Annotated in this window: 19 protein-coding genes; 11 read left to right on the forward strand and 8 right to left on the reverse strand. The window is 53.6% G+C overall.

Features of this window, described 5'->3' with window-relative positions:
* Positions 1–35: 35 nt before the first annotated feature.
* The 8 genes from cpdA (at position 36) to F3J37_RS11345 (ending at position 7,394) form a co-directional block, all read left to right on the forward strand.
* Positions 36–863, forward strand: coding sequence for a 3',5'-cyclic-AMP phosphodiesterase (gene cpdA, locus F3J37_RS11310; protein WP_034828383.1), 828 nt, complete (start codon positions 36–38; stop codon positions 861–863).
* Between the two features lie 3 nt (positions 864–866).
* Entirely contained in the window at positions 867–1,448 is a 582-nt protein-coding gene (gene yqiA / locus F3J37_RS11315) for an esterase YqiA (RefSeq protein WP_058961936.1), read from the forward strand.
* A 47-nt stretch (positions 1,449–1,495) separates the two neighbouring features.
* Entirely contained in the window at positions 1,496–3,391 is a 1,896-nt protein-coding gene (parE, locus tag F3J37_RS11320) for a DNA topoisomerase IV subunit B (protein ID WP_160833686.1), read from the forward strand.
* Between the two features lie 151 nt (positions 3,392–3,542).
* A complete protein-coding gene (locus tag F3J37_RS11325) occupies positions 3,543–4,058 on the forward strand; it encodes a sigma-70 family RNA polymerase sigma factor (protein WP_034828390.1) in 516 nt (171 codons plus the stop codon).
* Positions 4,055–4,807: an anti-sigma factor family protein gene (locus F3J37_RS11330; RefSeq protein ID WP_166933451.1), complete on the forward strand. Its 753-nt coding sequence runs from the start codon at positions 4,055–4,057 to the stop codon at positions 4,805–4,807. The genes F3J37_RS11325 and F3J37_RS11330 overlap by 4 nt, the downstream gene beginning before the upstream one ends.
* A 103-nt stretch (positions 4,808–4,910) precedes the next feature.
* Entirely contained in the window at positions 4,911–5,924 is a 1,014-nt protein-coding gene (locus F3J37_RS11335; protein ID WP_166933453.1) for a beta-propeller fold lactonase family protein, read from the forward strand.
* 30 nt (positions 5,925–5,954) lie between these two features.
* A complete protein-coding gene (locus F3J37_RS11340) occupies positions 5,955–6,380 on the forward strand; it encodes a nuclear transport factor 2 family protein (RefSeq protein ID WP_052127544.1) in 426 nt (141 codons plus the stop codon).
* Between the two features lie 114 nt (positions 6,381–6,494).
* Positions 6,495–7,394, forward strand: a complete 900-nt coding sequence (locus F3J37_RS11345; RefSeq protein ID WP_166933455.1) for a LysR substrate-binding domain-containing protein — start codon at positions 6,495–6,497, stop codon at positions 7,392–7,394.
* 32 nt (positions 7,395–7,426) lie between these two features.
* Here F3J37_RS11345 and F3J37_RS11350 read toward each other — a convergent pair whose 3' ends face one another.
* Positions 7,427–7,735, reverse strand: coding sequence for a putative quinol monooxygenase (locus F3J37_RS11350; RefSeq protein WP_058961933.1), 309 nt, complete (start codon positions 7,733–7,735; stop codon positions 7,427–7,429).
* A gap of 31 nt (positions 7,736–7,766) precedes the next feature.
* Entirely contained in the window at positions 7,767–8,348 is a 582-nt protein-coding gene (locus F3J37_RS11355) for an NAD(P)H-dependent oxidoreductase (RefSeq protein ID WP_034828398.1), read from the reverse strand.
* Between the two features lie 163 nt (positions 8,349–8,511).
* Here F3J37_RS11355 and F3J37_RS11360 point away from each other — a divergent pair, with 163 nt between their 5' ends.
* Entirely contained in the window at positions 8,512–9,276 is a 765-nt protein-coding gene (locus F3J37_RS11360) for a transporter substrate-binding domain-containing protein (RefSeq protein ID WP_166933457.1), read from the forward strand.
* 85 nt (positions 9,277–9,361) lie between these two features.
* On the opposite strand, the gene F3J37_RS11365 is transcribed toward F3J37_RS11360, so the two are convergent.
* The 6 genes from F3J37_RS11365 to F3J37_RS11390 all read right to left on the reverse strand — a co-directional run bounded on the left by F3J37_RS11365 (position 9,362) and on the right by F3J37_RS11390 (position 14,847).
* Positions 9,362–10,225 carry a ketose-bisphosphate aldolase gene (locus tag F3J37_RS11365; protein WP_034828403.1) on the reverse strand — a complete coding sequence of 288 codons (864 nt, stop codon included), beginning with the start codon at positions 10,223–10,225 and terminating at the stop codon, positions 9,362–9,364.
* Between the two features lie 267 nt (positions 10,226–10,492).
* Positions 10,493–11,344 (reverse strand): class II fructose-bisphosphate aldolase, encoded by an 852-nt coding sequence (locus tag F3J37_RS11370; RefSeq protein ID WP_160868638.1) that lies wholly within the window; start codon positions 11,342–11,344, stop codon positions 10,493–10,495.
* Between the two features lie 9 nt (positions 11,345–11,353).
* Complete coding sequence (locus F3J37_RS11375) at positions 11,354–12,445, reverse strand: PTS fructose transporter subunit IIC (RefSeq protein WP_034828408.1); 1,092 nt, start codon at positions 12,443–12,445, stop codon at positions 11,354–11,356.
* 11 nt (positions 12,446–12,456) lie between these two features.
* A complete protein-coding gene (locus F3J37_RS11380; RefSeq protein WP_034828411.1) occupies positions 12,457–12,771 on the reverse strand; it encodes a PTS fructose transporter subunit IIB in 315 nt (104 codons plus the stop codon).
* A gap of 24 nt (positions 12,772–12,795) precedes the next feature.
* Positions 12,796–13,266: a PTS sugar transporter subunit IIA gene (locus tag F3J37_RS11385; protein ID WP_034828413.1), complete on the reverse strand. Its 471-nt coding sequence runs from the start codon at positions 13,264–13,266 to the stop codon at positions 12,796–12,798.
* An 18-nt stretch (positions 13,267–13,284) separates the two neighbouring features.
* Positions 13,285–14,847, reverse strand: coding sequence for a BglG family transcription antiterminator (locus F3J37_RS11390; protein ID WP_097118136.1), 1,563 nt, complete (start codon positions 14,845–14,847; stop codon positions 13,285–13,287).
* 411 nt (positions 14,848–15,258) lie between these two features.
* Between F3J37_RS11390 and parC the strand changes: the two genes are divergently transcribed.
* The gene (gene parC / locus F3J37_RS11395; protein WP_166933459.1) at positions 15,259–17,532 is read left to right on the forward strand and encodes a DNA topoisomerase IV subunit A; all 2,274 of its coding nucleotides are present in this window, start codon (positions 15,259–15,261) and stop codon (positions 17,530–17,532) included.
* A gap of 38 nt (positions 17,533–17,570) precedes the next feature.
* Positions 17,571–18,308, forward strand: coding sequence for a 1-acylglycerol-3-phosphate O-acyltransferase (locus F3J37_RS11400; RefSeq protein WP_058961927.1), 738 nt, complete (start codon positions 17,571–17,573; stop codon positions 18,306–18,308).
* Positions 18,309–18,405 lie beyond the last annotated feature (97 nt).

Here is an 18,405-nt window from a genome sequence, read left to right on the forward strand (position 1 = left end):
GCATACAACTATGGCGTGGAGAGAAAGGAAACGCTTTGGATAGCCTGCTTACTCTTCCTGCGGCAAATGGGGCCGATATCAGGATTTTACAAATCACGGACACCCATTTATTTGCAGGAAAACATCAATCGCTGCTTGGGGTAAATACCTGGTCGAGTTTTGATGCGGTGCTGGACGCCATCATGGCACAACAGCGCGATTATGATTTGATTATCGCCACCGGCGATCTCGCCCAGGATCACACCGTCGAAGCTTATCAACACTTTGTAGCGGGCATTTCACGCCTGCCAAAGCCGTGTGTCTGGCTGCCGGGGAATCACGATTTTCAGCCCGCGATGGTCAATACACTTGCCGATGCCGGAATCGCTTCCGATAAACATGTGCTGTTGGGTGAGCACTGGCAGTTGGTGCTGCTGGATAGTCAGGTCTTTGGTGTGCCGCATGGCATGTTAAGCGAGTACCAACTGGAGTGGCTGGATAAGGCGCTGCGCCTGCATCCTGAGCGCCATACGCTGGTGCTGCTGCACCATCATCCGCTCGCTTCCGGCTGTACCTGGCTGGATCAGCATAGCTTGCGCAATCCCCATCAATTAGAAGCGGTGCTGCAACACTTCCCGCGTGCGCGTAATCTGGTGTGTGGCCACATTCATCAGGAATTAGATCTCGACTGGCATGGTCGTCGCGTGCTGGCTTCTCCTTCGACCTGCGTGCAGTTCAAACCGCATTGCACCAACTTCACCATCGATAACGTCGCGCCAGGTTGGCGCTGGTTAACCCTGAAGGCAGATGGCGTACTGGAAACCGAAGTGAATCGTCTGCAAAGCGATCTGTTCCGCCCCGATTTAGATTCCGAGGGCTACTAAGCGATGGCGGCGCTGATCTATCTGCACGGATTCAACAGCTCTCCGCAATCGGCCAAAGCCACACAACTGCAGCAGTGGGTAGCCCAACATCATCCGCACATTAATGTTCTGGTGCCGCAACTGCCCACGTTCCCCGCCGAAGCCGCCAGCATGCTGGAAGAGCTGGTGATGCAGTATGCCGGTGAACCGCTCGGCCTGGTGGGATCTTCGCTCGGGGGCTACTTCGCGACCTGGCTCTCGCAATGCTTTATGCTGCCTGCGGTGGTGGTCAATCCAGCGGTGCGCCCGTTTGAGCTGCTGGTGGATTATCTCGGCGAGAACCGTAATCCCTACACCGGCCAGCAATATGTGTTAGAGTCACGCCACATTTACGATCTGAAAGTCATGCAGATTGACCCTCTCGAAGCGCCCGATTTACTCTGGCTGCTGCAACAGACCGGCGATGAAGTACTCGATTACCGCCAGGCGCTGGAATACTACAGCGCATGCCGCCAAACGGTCGAAGAGGGTGGCAATCATGCTTATATCGGATTCGAACGCCATTTTGCGCAGATCATTGATTTTCTGGGATTAAATGCTCCCTGATTGCTGCGAGATGGACCCCTATTCCTATTGCTAATCAGACAGTTACGATGAGCCAATCAAGTTATAATGCCGATGCCATTGAGGTCTTAACCGGCCTTGAACCGGTGCGTCGTCGTCCGGGGATGTACACCGATACTACGCGCCCAAACCATCTGGGCCAGGAAGTGATCGATAACAGTGTCGATGAGGCGCTGGCGGGTCACGCCAAGCGCGTGGAAGTGATCCTGCATGCGGATCAGTCACTGGAAGTCATCGATGACGGTCGCGGCATGCCGGTAGATATCCATCCGGAAGAGGGGGTGCCAGCGGTTGAGCTGATTCTTTGCCGTCTGCATGCGGGCGGTAAATTCTCCAACAAAAACTACCAGTTCTCCGGCGGCTTGCATGGCGTGGGGATTTCGGTGGTCAACGCCCTGTCAAAACGCGTAGAAGTCACCGTGCGCCGCAATGGCGAGATCTACGATATTGCCTTCGAAAATGGCGATAAAGTGCAGGATCTGACGGTGACCGGCACGGTCGGCAAACGTAACACTGGCACGCGCGTGCATTTCTGGCCGGATGAGAGTTTCTTCGACAGTCCACGCTTCTCAGTGTCGCGCCTGACGCATGTGTTGAAAGCCAAAGCGGTACTGTGTCCGGGCGTGGAGATCGTGTTTAAAGACAAGGTCAATGATACCGAGCAGACATGGCTCTATCATGGCGGACTCTCTGATTACTTATCAGAAGCAGTCAACGGCCTCCCCACCTTGCCGGAAAAACCCTTTGTCGGCAGCTTCGCCGGTGATGTGGAAGCGGTGGATTGGGCGTTACTATGGCTGCCAGAAGGCGGCGAACTGCTGACCGAAAGCTACGTCAACCTGATTCCCACTATGCAAGGCGGGACGCACGTCAACGGTCTGCGTCAGGGCTTGCTGGATGCGATGCGTGAGTTCTGCGAGTTCCGCAATATCCTGCCACGCGGCGTAAAACTGTCTGCGGAAGATATTTGGGATCGCTGCGCCTACGTGCTGTCGGTGAAAATGCAGGATCCGCAGTTCGCCGGTCAAACCAAAGAGCGTCTCTCTTCGCGTCAGTGTGCGGCATTTGTCTCGGCTATCGTGAAAGATGCCTTCAGCTTGTGGTTGAACCAGAACGTGCAAGCCGCCGAAATGCTGGCCGAACTGGCGATCTCCAGTGCTCAGCGTCGTATGCGCGCGGCCAAGAAAGTGGTGCGTAAAAAGCTCACCAGCGGACCGGCACTACCGGGCAAACTGGCAGACTGTAGTGCACAGGATCTGAATCGCACCGAACTCTTCCTGGTGGAAGGGGACTCCGCAGGTGGATCGGCCAAGCAGGCGCGCGATCGTGATTATCAGGCGATCATGCCGCTTAAAGGTAAGATCCTGAACACCTGGGAAGTCTCATCGGACGAAGTGCTGGCCTCGCAGGAAGTTCATGATATTTCTGTGGCGATCGGTATCGATCCCGACAGTGAAGATCTGAGCCAGCTGCGTTACGGCAAGATCTGTATCCTTGCGGATGCGGACTCCGATGGCTTACACATCGCCACCTTGTTGTGTGCGCTGTTTGTGAAGCACTTCCGCTCGCTGGTGCAACATGGCCATGTTTATGTCGCCATGCCACCGCTGTATCGCATCGATCTCGGCAAAGAAGTCTTTTACGCGTTGGATGAAGACGAGAAAGAGGGCGTGCTGGAGCAGCTGAAGCGCAAGAAAGGCAAACCGAACGTACAGCGCTTCAAAGGTCTGGGTGAGATGAACCCGCTGCAGCTGCGTGAAACCACGCTCGACCCGAACACCCGTCGACTGGTGCAGCTGACAGTCAGCGATGATGATGTCGAGCAGACGCTGCGCGTGATGGACATGCTGCTGGCGAAGAAACGTTCTGAAGATCGCCGTAACTGGCTACAGGAAAAAGGCGACCTCGCCGACCTGGAAGCTTGATGTCCCAGACTTTTATCATGGGCTCGGATTATCGGGCCCCTAATTTCCCTGCCTCAGTCCTTCGCAAAAAAAGTTTCTCCCCGTAAGGAATAAAGTGTTCTGCTGATGCTCTTATGCATCAGAACACTCACCATTAGACAAAAGTTGCTTTATGTCCAGGAACGACATTGACCATCAAATAAAGGAACTGATCCCCCGGCTGCGCCGCTTTGCTTATTGGCTGACGCGTGACGTTCACGAGGCCGATGATCTGGTGCAATCAGCGCTGGTGCGTGCGTTGACGAAGTGGTCGATGCGACGCGAAGAGGCATCGCTGAAAAGCTGGTTATTCACCATCCTTTACCGACAATTTTTGGCGGATAAACGGCGTAAGGCACGTTATTGGGGATTACTGAGCAAGTTTAAGCATGAAGAAGCTGAGTACTGGCCATCAGCGGAAGATGAAGTGGCAACACAAGGAATGCTGGCTGCTTTTAACCACCTCTCTCAAGAGCAACGAGGCTTGCTACTTCTCATCGTCATTGAGGGGTTTAGCTATCAGGAGGCGGCAGTCATGCTAGATGTGCCGATTGGCACGGTGATGTCCCGTCTGTCACGGGCACGAAAAGCCATGCACCATCTTTGTGAGGGTAACGTCCCACGAACGACGTTGAGAGTAATGAAATGAGAATTCCGCCGAACGAACACGACTTGCATGCATATGTGGACAATCAGCTTAACGATCATGAGCGTGCCATCATTGAACGTTATATTGCCCAGCAACCGCAAATTGCCAGGCAAGTTCAGACCTGGCAGTGGGAGGCGCGACACCTGCGAACTGCACTCTCTGAATTTCAGTTGCCCCTTTTGCCTGAGAGGCTTGATCCAGCATTTATTCGGGCACGTCACGTCCAGCGATCGCGCTTACGCCTTAAACTGGCCGCCTGCTTTGTGCTCTGCGTTGGGCTAAGTTCAGCGGGGGGATGGCAAATGCATGACTGGCGAAATCAAAATGTTGCGCCAATGGGTGATGCGATAGAAGCCTATAAACTGATGGTTGTCGATGGAAGTATTGGCGCTGATGTTGTTCAGCATCAGCCAGATACACTAAATAATTGGTTGAATCAGCACGTGGGCTCAGACGCACGCTTACCTGATTTACAATCGGCCGGCTTTAGTCCGGTGAGCGGACGTTTATTCGCAACTGAGCAAGGTGCAGCAGCCATGGTGCTATACCAGGATACATCAGGACACACCATCAGCTTCTATCTTCGCCAACCGGATTCACGTCATCCCTTGCTGAAAAGTGGTCAGCGCACTGATCACGGACTTCAGGCGCGATATGGATCTTGTCACGGTTTGAATTATGCAATGGTCGGCACGGTGAAAAATCTAAGTAATCCGAAGTTGGAACTAATAATTAATACGCTGACCTGAATTTTTTAAATTTAAATGAAGCATCAGGGAATAATGCATTATGTGAAGCATCTTATCATCAACGTCATCCATGAAGGTTGATGATTTACAGGAGTGAAATGAGATGCGAATTCTTCGCTATTCAACGACGGCAGTGATATTGGCTGGGGTGATATCTTTTTATTTTCCGAGCACACTTTATGCTAAGAATGACAACAAGCATGAAGTGCACAGGGTAACTTTTGATGGAGCGATAAAAAATAATACCCTCGCCATGAATCCGAATGAAAAAATGGCAGTGGTTGCCAGCAGTGAGAATTCTGAAGTTGTCATTTATGATTTAGTCAATGGCAAGGTTCAGGGCGTGTTAAAAAATTACGTGACGCCACGCAATATCATCTTTGCACCGGATGGGAAAAGTTTTTATATCTCAGACAGCAGCAAAGGTGTTGTGGATCGTATTGATAGTGAATCTTTCCAGACAATTAACCAATACGCTATTGGGCCCGGAGCGTTTGGTACGGCGCTGAACTCTGACGGTAAAGCTTTGTACGTGAACAATCAATCCAGCGACTCGGTGACAGTGATGAACACTGAAACGGGTGTTGCGCAGGCTGTGATTAAAGGTTTTGCCCAACCGAGACAAGGTGTGCAACTGAGCCCTGATGGACATCGTTTGTATGTGACGAATTTCCTCGGGGATAAGATCACTATAGTGGATACCGCAGGAAATAAAATTATTGGAGAGATTAGCGGATTCAATAAAATCCGCGCCATTTCGGTCACGGATGATGGTAAAACACTGTTCGCTGCTAATAGCGGAAGTAATACGGTGGCCGTTGTCGATATTGCAAGTCAAAAGATCATGCTTTCAATTCCCGTGGGGGAGCAACCCTATGGCGCTGCACTCTCTCCCGATGGGGGGTTTGTTTACAGTGGCAATCTCATTGATAATAGCGTCTCAGTCATTGATGTTAAGAAACTGAGTGTTATTACCACTATTACAGGCTTTGACCACCCTCGTCAGGCTCTGGTGTTCACTCGCGATAATAAATATGCCTATGTATTGAACCAGGATTTGAGTCTTTCAAAGGTAGAACGTGCTACACAAAAAATTATTGATACCCTCAAGCTGTAAAAGATAAATAATAAAACCAAGGAGCTATATATGTTGAAACTTAAACCATTATTGATTTCCACTGTATTATTCACTTTGTCAGCGGGACAAAGTTTTGCCGCTGATGCAGATAATGCGCGAGCGCATTTTCAGGCGATTGCTGCGGGTAATATGGCTGAGATAATGGCGCATTATGCCGATAACGCGCATCTGGAGTGGGTTGGAGGACCGCTGGATGGGGCCTATAACTCCAGCGATGCCATTCAGCAGGTATGGAGCAAATTCAGCACTGCCCAGGGAAATTTGCAATACACCGTGAATAACCTCACTGAAGCGAGCAATCCTAAAGGCAGCACGGTTTCAGCACAGGTGCACTTTAACGGTAAAAATGCGTTGAACGTGAGCTACATCTTGACCTACCGCGCGGGTAAAATTGTTTCTGAAATTTGGCAGGTCACGCCTAATCCCGCAAAATAATCACCATAAGTGCTGTCCTGCCGTGAGTGGCGGGGCAGCAATGGCAATTGTGTTATCCTGCCGCCTAAAACCGTACCACTGTGCCAGACGGTGCAATGCGAAAGGATAGAATGCGTGAAAATCACACTGGAAGAGCTACGCGCCTGGGTGGCGGTGGTGGATACCGGCTCAATCACGGCGGCGGCCGAGCAGCTCGATCAAACCAGTTCTGGTATCAGCCGGGCGTTGAGTCGGCTGGAAAGCAAATTACAAACCACGCTAATGCACCGCACCACGCGGCGTCTCGCGCTCACCGAAGAAGGCTTGATCTTCCTCGATCATGCGCGCCAGATCCTTTCGTCGGTAGAAAGGGCGGAAGAGCAGATCGCCCAACGTCGCGATATCCCCTCTGGCAGATTGCGCATCAATGCCAACGCACCCTTTATGCTGCATGTGATCGTGCCGCTGGTGGCGGAATTTCGACAGCGTTACCCGCTGATCCAGCTGGAGTTGAATACCGACGACATCATGATCGATCTGCTGGAACAGCAAACCGATATCGCGATCCGCGTCGGCGAGTTACGTGACTCCACATTGCGCGCCCGCGTGTTGGGCAGCAGCGCTACGCGTTTGGTGGCGAGCCCGGCTTATTTGCAACAGCATGGCGAGCCTGCCACGGTAGAGGCGTTAGCAGCTCATCAGCTGCTCGGCTTCAGTCAGTTGGATGCACACAATGTCTGGCCCGTATGGCAGCGTGAAGGTGAGTTTTTGCAAATTAAACCCACGCTGTCGGCTTCCAGCGGAGAAACCCTACGTCAGCTGGCGCTGGCAGGCCAGGGTATTGCACGTTTGTCTGATTTTGTCAGCCGTAAGGATCGTGAGCGGGGTGATTTAGTGCAGGTGCTGGAGCAGGAAACGCGTGAATGGCGTCTGCCGGTTCATGCTGTGTATTACCGCAACCAGTCACTCACCTCGCGCATTACCTGTTTTCTCGATTTTCTGCGCGAGAAGATTGAACAAGATCGCCTGCTATAAAAAAGCCCCTGCACAGGCAGAGGCTTAGACGATTAACGAACCGGCTCTAATACCAGGATCTTCACATCCACCACATCGTCTTTAATCGTGGCGCGATGCGCATCCATATGCGGCATTTGCTGATGCTGCTCAAGATGGCGCAGCGATTCCCACTGCTCCAGCATGAAAATGGAATCTGGGGAATTTTGCTTCCACGGCACCTGCGCCTGATGGTCAACCAGCGCGTCATACTGATGGCAACCCTCTTCTTCCAGCACGGTGGGGATCAGTTTATTGATGGCATCCAGCACCACATGACGGCGGCCTGGCTTGACGCAAATTTCTGCAACGACGGTTAACATAGCGCTTCCTCTTTTCCCGGTGTGCTTACAGTTAAGCAAAGATCTGGCTGAGATGAGTCCGATAACGTTCGATATCGCGTGGCACGTCCGGCATCTTGATCACATCGTTACAGATAAAGGTCGGTAAACCTTCCATGCCAAGGAACTGGTTGGCTTTGTGGAAGTGCAGATAGAGACCGTCCACGCCCACGCCTTCGAAGAACTGCTCAGGATCATTAAACGCTTCCAGCGGTGCGTTCCACGTCAGCGATAACATGTATTTTTTGCCCTGAATCAGACCGCCTGAACCGTACTTTTTGCCCGCATCGCTGCGCGTACGACCATCGCTGGCATACAGTGAACCGTGGCCTTCGGTGAACACGTCATCAATGTATTTTTTCACCGTCCACGGCTCGCCCATCCACCAGCCAGGCATCTGATAAATCACCACATCGCTGTCGAGATATTTCTGCACTTCTTCCGCCACGTTGTAATCGCTGTCTGCAAGGGTGACAACTACGTTATGGCCCAGATCGCGCAGTTGGCTGGCTGCCACGTCAGTGAGGGTGTGATTCAGTTCGCCTTTCGAGTGGGCAAAAGTTTTACCGCCGTCGATGATTAAAATATTGCTCATGGATGATTCGCTCCGTTTCCCGTTGATGGCGCACACTGTACGCGCGCAGGCGAAGCAAAAAAATGCGTGATTGATCACAAGACTTTTGCTAATAAAGCAACAATGCGCAGGGCTATGCAACAATCCGCGCGCAAACCAACATCAACATAAAAAAGAAGAAACCATGAAAACCGCGATACTGAGTGCATTACTTCTGGTGAGTGGCGCTGCGTCGGCGCAATCCCACCTCGACGAGATTCGTAGCAGTAAAACCCTGAAAGTCTGTACCACGGGAGACTACAAGCCTTACAGCTATCTGCGCAGCGATGGGCAGTATGAAGGGCTGGATATCAGCATGGCGAAGTCACTGGCGGCAAGTCTGGGCGCCAAAGTGCTGTGGGTGCCGACCACCTGGAAAACCATGAGTGACGATTTCGTGGCGAAGCAGTGTGATATCGCGCTGGGTGGCGTGTCCGTTACCTTAAAACGCCAGCAGATAGCCTGGTTTGCCGAGCCGCTGGGTGTGGATGGCAAAATCCCGCTGGTGCGCTGTGATGATAAAGACAAATACCAAACCGTCGCGCAGATCAACAAGCCGAGCGTGCGGGTGATTGAACCGGCTGGCGGCACCAATGAAGCCTTTGTGCACAGCCACTTACCGCAGTCGACGCTGCAACTGGCCGATAACGTCGGTATTTTCCAGCAGCTGGTGGATAAGAAAGCCGATGTGATGATCACGGATGCGTCCGAAGCGCTGTTCCAGATGAAGCATTACCCCACGCTGTGTGCCATCAATCCGGATAAGCCGATGCAATACGGTGAGAAAGCCTACATGATTCCGCGTGATGATATGAGCTGGAAACTGTATGTCGATCAGTGGCTACATCTCAGCACCGCCACCGGCGAATATGCGCAGATCGCCTCGCAGTGGCTGGGTGTGATTAAGTAAACTCAGGCCTGATGCATCGCGCCGCTACTGGAGCGGCGCGATTATTGCGTGGCTTAAAAGGGGCAACGTGGCCCCATTCGGGTACTCAGCGATACAAACTCGCTTTACCCAATCCACCAAACAGATTCATCTTGTAGCGGATCACTGCTTTGGCGGCGGTAATCGCTTCCGGATAAATCACATTGGGATCCCACCAGGTTTCACGTGCCAGAATCTCGCGCAGTTTGGCGAAGTAGGCGTACTTCATATCGCTGGAAATATTGATTTTGCCCACGCCGAGGGTCACCGCCTCAGCAATCTCCGCATCCGGGTTAGCAGAACCCCCGTGCAGCACCAGCGGAATATCGGTGCGTTGAGCAATATCCTTCAGAATATGCATCTGCAGTTCCGGCTTCATATCTTTTGGATAGATACCGTGCGCGGTGCCAATTGCCACTGCCAGAGTATCGACGCCGGTGCGCTGGATAAAATCTTCTGCCTGCGCCGGTTCGGTATAGATCACCTTGCTAACGCCACCTTCCACGGTGGTGCCGGTATCGCCAATGGTGCCGAGTTCACCTTCCACCGACACGCCCACCGAATGCGCCAGCTTCACCACCTCTTTGGTCAGCGCCACGTTCTCTTCGTACGGCAGCAGTGATCCATCGATCATCACCGACGTAAATCCACATTGGATGGCGCGCAGCACCTGCGCAATCGATGCACCGTGGTCGAGGTGAATGGTGAAGGGCACTTTGCTCTTCAGCGTGCGTTCCCGCACATAGCCAAAGAATTCATCGGTCACAAACTCCAGCTCACTCGGGTGAATCGAGATGATCGCCGGGGTGTTAGTGGCTTCGGCTTCCTCCACCACGGCACGGATAAAGCAGCTGTCTGCTACGTTAAATGCGCCGATGGCGTAGCGGTGTTCACGAGTCGGTGCCAACATCTCTTTCATTGAAATCAACATGTTAATATTTCCTCAACGTGAGTTTTACCAGAGCCGACGCGTGCGCCGACCCGATGATGGATAAAAGGGAAATGCTTCTGATTCCTGTCGCTGCGCGACTTATCGCGCTTTATCTTGCCGCTGCTTTAAATCGCGATGAGCAAAGCGGCGTTTCAGGTGCGTATTAATGCGTCAAATCACGTGTATTCTTTTCAACGCTATGCATAAATCCGTCTCCTACGGGGCCCCGTAGGGGTGACATTTATGGCGATCTGGCGCGTCCGCGAACTACGCTTTGCCAGCCGATCCCGACCAGCTCAGATACTCAATCACCACTTCACGGCAGGCGGATTCCATCAGCCCAAGCAGATCGGCCAGTTCCGCGTGCGGATGCTGTTTCAGCGCCTGCTCAACCGCGTTTTTACCGGCATCAAACACGGCGGCACCGACGTTAATCTTCGCCACACCATGCTGACTAACGCGGCGAATATCCTCGGCGGGTGTGCCCGAACCGCCATGCAGTGCCAATGGTCGTGTTGAGACCGCATGCAGCTCCTGCAAGCGCTGGAAATCAATCTTCGGCTTCACGCCTGCCGGATAAAGGCCGTGCGCGGTGCCCACTGAAATCGCCAGCAAATCGATATCGGTTTGCTCGATAAACGGCAGCACGTCGGCAACCTGCGTCATCTTCACGGAGGCATCGGCTAACTCGTAGGTCGGCGCATCGGCGATATGTCCCAGCTCGCCTTCAACGCAAACGCCAGCGGTGTGCGCCATCTTCACTACCGCTGCGGTCTGGCGAATATTTTCGGCCAGCGGATCGGCGGACGCATCGATCATCAGCCCGGTGAACCCGGCGCGGAATGCCTGACCAATCAGCGGAAAGGCCTTGCCGTGGTCCAGCGCCAGGGCAACCGGTACCGTGGCGTCTTTCGCCAGCGCCTGCACCAGCGGCACGGCCACAGCAGGAGGGAAGTGCGTGCTGTGACCCTGATAGACATTCAATATCAGCGGTGCACGCTGCTGTTCGGCGGCCTGAATCGCCGCCCGCGCGGTTTCAAGGTTGAAGCAGTTTATCGCCAGCACGGCATACTGCTGCTTAGCGGCGGCCTGAATCAGGTCATTCATCATGGCAAACATGGTGGCTCCTTATTCCAGTGTGAATTTGATCTCTTCGTCGCGGACGCCAGGGGCTTCCACGTCATCGAACTCTTCATCTGCCTGCGTCACTGGCTTCTTCATCAGCGACAGCATCACGCCACACACCACGGTGCCGATGCCCAGCGCCAGACAGAACATCAGCGGTTTGGTGAACAGCGGCACCACAAACATGCCGCCGTGCGGCACCGGTGCTTCCACGCCCCACACCATAATCAGCCCACCGGCGATGGCAGAGGCCACCACGCAGCTGCCGACCACACGCAGCAGGTCACGCGCCGCAATCGGAATCACCCCTTCGGTAATCATGCAGATACCCATCGGGAAGGCGGCTTTCAGCGCCTCTTTCTCCGCTTTGGTGTACTTATGGCGCGTCAGCAGATACGACAGCGTGATGCCAAACGGCGGAATCATTGAGCCGACAAACTTCACTGCTTCCGGGCCATAAATCCCGTCGACCAGCATGCCGTCGGCGAACAGCGACATGGTTTTGTTGATGGGGCCGCCGAAGTCAAAAGTCGCCATCGCACCCAGCACCGCACCCAGCACAAACTTCGATCCGCCCTGCATCGATTCCAGCAGATGAATCAGCGCCTTCTGCAGCCAGACAATCGGCTGGCCAATAAAGGTCATCATCAACAGACCGGCGATAATGGTGCTCAACACCGGCAGCACCATAATCGGCATCAACCCCTGCATCGACTGCGGCAGCTTAATGGTGCGGCGCAACAGCAATACCGTGTAACCCACCAGGAAGCCGCCGAGCATACCGCCGATAAAACCGGTGCCGATCTGCCCGCAGATAAAACCGACGATCAAACCGGGCGCAAAGCCGGGACGATCGGCGATGGAGTAGGCGATGGCCGCGCTGATCAGCGGCACGATCAAGCCCATGCCCCAGCCGCCGATCTGATTCAACATCCAGGCGATAGTGCCGGTTTGCTTGCCGACATCCGGCCCGCCAATCACCTGGCCGAGCGCGATACAGATCCCGGCGGCGACGATTAGCGGGATCATCCAGGATATCCCGGTGAGCAGATGGCCTTTGATCTCTTGTCCGTACTGACGTTTGTTGTCGTTCATGATGGATCTCCTCAGGCACGCGCCAGTGAATCCGCCACTTTTTCGAGGAATTTCACCGGTGACTTGATCACCACTTCGGTTTTCACTCGTACGATGGGTTTGCCCTGAAAGCGTTCTTCACCGTTGATCTTCACATCAATGGCGAGGATCACCACGTCAGCGGCAGCGATGTCTTCACGCGTCAACGCGGTTTCAGTGCCGATGGTGCCCTGGGTTTCAACGTGGATGGTGTGGCCCAGTGCATGAGCGCCTTTGATCAGTTTTTCACGCGCAATATAGGTATGCGCGATGCCTGCCGTGCAGGCCGCTACACAGACGATATTCATGTGTCACCTCAAAGAGTTAGGGGATTAACAGAGGTCGGTTTCGGCGTACTGGCTAAACAGCCGGATGATATTGCTGGGGTCGTTTTCCACCAGCAGTTGGGCTATCACCTCATCATCGGCCAGCGCGCTGGCCACCTGCGACAACAGGCGAATATGGGTAGTGTTCTGATCTTCCAGTCGCACCGCGAACAGGATGATGCAGCGCACCTGGCTGCCATCGAGCGTTTCCCAGGGGATATCCTGTTGGGTACGCCCAATGGCTAATGTGGTGTGTTGGACGGCGGAAGACTTGCCGTGCGGAATGGCAACGTGGTTTTCGAACCCGGTTGAGCCCTCAGCTTCACGCAGCCAGACATCTTCAATAAAGGCTGCACGATCGGTGATGGCGCCGTCCTGATACAGCAGATCGGTCAGTTCGTTGATCACTTCTTCTTTGGTGGTGGCAGTGAGTGCCAGGTTAACGCGGCGTGGCGTCAGAATGCGGGAAATGTCCATGGGTTTTACCTCATTCAATTAATGTTCAGCCAACGCGCAGTGCGCGCCGTCCGGCAGCTGGCTGCCAATCATGGCGTCAGTGACCCGCCGGATATCGTCATCGTTAAAAAATGCACTCACATACACTGCCGGAATAGGCCCGGCGTTGAGATGGATAGTGGTGATCACTAAATCCACTGTCTGGTTCTGACAAAACGCGGCGTGATTGCTGGCGGAGACCACACCCGCGATTTCCCAGTCAGGGAATGCCCGCAAGATGCGGCTTTTCAGCAGATGCGACGTCCCCACGCCGCTGGAACACACCACCAGAATGCGTTTATGGGCAATTTGCCGCTCCAGCGCGGCCTGGAAATGCACGCAGAGATAACCGATTTCATCGTCAGCCACTGGCGAAAGCCCGTAAGTGCGAGCGGTTAATTGCATCGCCTGGTGCGTTAACGAAAATATGCCTTTCATTTCCTGCTGAATATCCTCCAGCAGCGGATTGCGAATATGAATATGATATTTGAGTCGATTTAATAGTGGCTTTATATGCACCAGTAAGCCGTCAAATAATAATCGGTCCTGCGCTAAATCTTGCTGAATAAAGGCTGCGAAACGATCAATTAATTCACAGGTTATTTTTACGGACTCTGCGGTGCAGAATTGATTATGCATCGGCGCATTATCGCCGCGCTCTTCCACCACAATGCCGGATGACACGATATATTGATAAATAAAACCCACTTCATCGGCGGGCAGGGCACAGCACATCCGCTGTTCAATCTGCGTCACCATTTGCTGGGCAATCAGTAAAATGCGCTGATCGAGATCCTGCATTGTGGCCAGAGTTGCCAGTGCCAGCGCATTCCCCTGCGCCATCCGGTGCATCATGATCAGAATATGGGTGCAGAGATTCAGATACCAGGCATCGCCCAGCGGGTAACTGAGTTGCTGCTCCATCTGTTGCAGCAGTGTCTGCACAAAAGCCACATCCTCATCGCCAAAATAATGCACCAGTGCCTGCTGGCTGCCGGGATCGAGACGTGGCAACAGCGGCGTTCCAGCAACGTTTTGCTGCATCACATCATTGATCAGGGAGACCATTGCCTGACGCAGCGCCTGTTCGTTACCTTCGATATGGGTGCCACCTGGCCCACGTTGCAGCGTCAAACCCAACGGTTGTAGCCACTCTTCAATCACTTTCAGGTCATTCACAATCGAGGCGTGGCTGATAAAATAGCGTTCCGACAGCTTACTGATGGAGGTTGCACGCGGCGCGTCACTCAGCAACTGCGAGGCAATTTTTACTCGGCGGCTGTTTTGCCCCAGCGCATCGGCACTGCTTTCATCGCCGTTGAGTTGCTGCTCCAGTTGCAGGCGCTGCTGGATATCATCAACCCGCAAACGCACGCCGCGGCCTGGGGTTTTCTCCAGCGTCAGTGACCAGCTACCAAGCCAGCTTTCCAGCCACTGCAAGTCGCGCTGAATCGTCTTTTCTGACACGCCCAACTGTAGGGCTAATTCTCTGATCGGCTGCGGTGCAGCATGTTGCAACAGCAGTTTGACTAAACGGTGTTGTCGCGAAGTCAGTATTTGCATTCGGTCACCCTTTATTTTGGCAAAGCGTTTTTAAGATTATTTCCTCGTTATCTATTTCTTCATGCCAGAAATCAGGAGCGCAATATTGATGTCTTATGGAGTATAAATTTAGGAAAGGACGGTGTAAGCAACAATACTAAATGTTGTCCATGATTACGGACAGCTTTAATACACCTGAAATAGTTAATAATTAATTGCGATCATGCTCACATATTAATGGGGATATTCATTGTGATATTGATCTCATTCCTTTTTCATTTTCCAACCGATATCACGTTATTTAATGCCATACGATTCTGCCTGCGGTCATTGGCTTCCCTGTGACTAACTCGCACGAATAAGGTACTATCCTCGCCAAATGAGCGCCGGATGCCCCGCCGTTGCGGGCCACGAAGTGAGGATGCGAGCTTAATGAGCGAATTGACGCAGGATGGTGCAGAGCGTCTTGCCCTGCACAAATTTACGGAAAACGCGTACCTGAACTACTCCATGTACGTGATCATGGACCGCGCACTGCCGTATATCGGCGATGGCCTCAAGCCGGTGCAGCGCCGAATTGTATACGCGATGTCGGAACTGGGCCTCAATGCCAGCGCCAAATTCAAAAAATCTGCCCGTACCGTCGGTGACGTATTAGGTAAATACCATCCGCATGGCGACAGCGCCTGTTATGAAGCGATGGTGTTGATGGCACAGCCGTTCTCCTATCGCTACCCGCTGGTGGATGGTCAGGGCAACTGGGGTGCGCCGGACGATCCCAAATCCTTCGCCGCGATGCGTTACACCGAGTCACGCCTCTCCAAATATGCCGAGATTTTGCTGGGTGAGTTGGGACAAGGCACGGTCGATTACATCCCGAACTTTGACGGCACCATGCAGGAGCCGAAGATGTTGCCGGCACGTCTGCCGAATATCCTGCTGAACGGCACCACCGGTATCGCCGTGGGCATGGCCACCGATATCCCACCGCACAACCTGCGTGAAGTGGCGGAAGCGGCGGTGAAGCTGATCGACAAACCCAACACCACGCTGGATGAGTTGCTGGATATTGTGCAGGGCCCGGATTATCCGACCGAAGCCGAGATCATCACGCCGCGCAGCGAGATCCGTAAAATCTACCAAAGCGGGCGCGGTTCGATCCGTCAGCGCGCGGTGTGGAAGAAAGAAGATGGCGATGTGGTGATCACTGCACTGCCGCACCAGGTTTCCGGTGCGCGCGTGCTGGAGCAGATCGCTAACCAGATGCGCAATAAAAAGCTGCCGATGGTGGAAGATCTGCGTGATGAATCCAACCACGAGAACCCAACGCGTCTGGTGATTGTGCCACGCTCGAATCGTGTGGATGTGGAGCAGGTGATGAATCATCTGTTTGCCACCACCGATCTGGAAAAGAGCTATCGCGTTAACCTGAATATGATTGGGCTGGATAGCCGTCCGGCGGTGAAAAACCTGCTGGAGATCCTGTCTGAATGGCTGGTGTACCGTCGCGATACCGTGACGCGCCGCCTGAACTATCGTTTAGAGCGCGTGCTGCGCCGCCTGCATATCCTCGAAGGTTTGCTGGTGGCGTTCCTCAACATTGATGAAGTGATTCACATCATCCGTACCGAGGACGAGCCTAAGCAAGTGCTGATGTCGCGCTTTGAACTCAGCGATACGCAAGCCGAATCCATTCTGGAACTGAAACTGCGCCATCTCGCCAAACTGGAAGAGATGAAGATTCGTGGTGAGCAGGCGGAGCTGGAGAAAGAGCGCGATCAACTGCAGGCGATTCTGGCGTCCGAACGCAAGATGAGCAACCTGCTGAAGAAAGAATTGCTGGCAGATAGCCAGACCTACGGTGACGATCGCCGTTCGCCGCTGCATGAGCGTGAAGAAGCTAAAGCGCTCAGCGAAACCGAGCTGGTGAGTGCCGAGCCGGTGACGATTGTGCTGTCGCAGATGGGCTGGGTGCGCAGCGCCAAAGGCCACGATATCGATCCAACCGGTCTCAGTTACAAAGCCGGTGACAGTTACCTCGCCGCCGCACGCGGTAAGAGCAATCAGCCAGTGGCCTTTATCGACTCCACCGGCCGTAGTTATACGCTGGATCCAACCTCGTTGCCGTCGGCGCGCGGGCAGGGCGAGCCGCTGACCGGCAAACTGACGCCACCGCCAGGTGCCGCGTTTGAACAGGTGCTGATGGAAGCGGACGACCAAAAACTGTTGATGGCCTCCGATGCGGGTTACGGCTTTATCTGTACCTTTGCCGATTTGATTTCGCGCAACCGCGCCGGTAAAGCGCTGCTAACGTTGCCAGACAATGCCAAAGTGATGACGCCAATGGCGGTGCATTCGGGCGATGATATGCTGCTGGCGATTACCCAGGCCGGACGTATGTTGATGTTCCCGGTGGGCGATCTGCCACAGATGTCGAAAGGCAAAGGTAATAAAATCATCTCTATTCCATCAGCGGATGCCGCTGCGGGCGTGGATAAGCTGCAGTGGTTGCTGATTCTGCCGCCGGGCAGCTCGATTACCCTGTATGTCGGCAAACGTAAGCTGATTATGCGCGATGAAGATCTGCAAAAAGTGCGTGCCGATCGCGGTCGTCGTGGCAGCGTGTCGCGTGGCCTGCAGCGCATTGATAGCGTGGAAGTGAACGCGCCAGCGCGCCCGAAAAGTGACGCCAGTAGCGAAGAATAAGACTGACCAGGCAATGGATTGCCCAACTTGAGGAAGCTATGTTACTAATTTTACGCACGATTATTGTTATCGTTTATTCGATTTTGGTGTGCATCTTCGGCAGTATCTGGTGTTTGTTCTCACCGCGTAATCCTCGCCATGTGGCGACGTTCGGCCACATGTTTGGTCGCCTGTCGACGGTGTTTGGCGTCAAAGTCGAGCTGCGCAAACCCGCCGACGCGGAGAGCTATGGCAATGCGATTTACATTGCCAACCATCAGAACAATTACGACATGATCACGGCGGCGAAGATCGTGCAGCCGACCACGGTCACCGTCGGCAAAAAGAGCCTGCTGTGGATCCCATTCTTTGGTCAACTCTACTGGCTGACCGGTAATTTGCTGATTGACCGTGATAACCGCGCAAAAGCGCATGGCACCATCGGTGAACTGGTCGAGCAGTTTAATAAAAAGAAGATTTCATTCTGGATGTTCCCGGAAGGTACCCGCAGCCGTGGCCGTGGTTTACTGCCGTTTAAAACCGGTGCGTTTCATGCTGCAGTGGCAGCAGGTGTGCCGATCATCCCTGTGGTGGTGTCGAATACCCACGGCAAAGTGAAACTTAATCGCTGGAACAACGGCCTGGTGATTGTTGAAATGCTGCCGCCAGTGGATACCAAACAGTTTGAAACCACCTCGGTGCGCAAATTAGCCACCCACTGCCGCGAATTAATGTCTGCTAAGCTGGAAGAATTGAACGCCGAAGTCGCCGAACGCGAAAAAAACGGTAAACTCTAGCCATCCACGGGGTAGAAACGCTGCCCCGTGCTCATCACAGCAAAAACTCACTAACAAGAACAACATGGACACGGCGTCTTCACGCCCCGCTCAAAAG

Source organism: Candidatus Pantoea communis, from assembly GCF_011752685.1.
Lineage (GTDB): Bacteria > Pseudomonadota > Gammaproteobacteria > Enterobacterales > Enterobacteriaceae > Pantoea > Pantoea communis.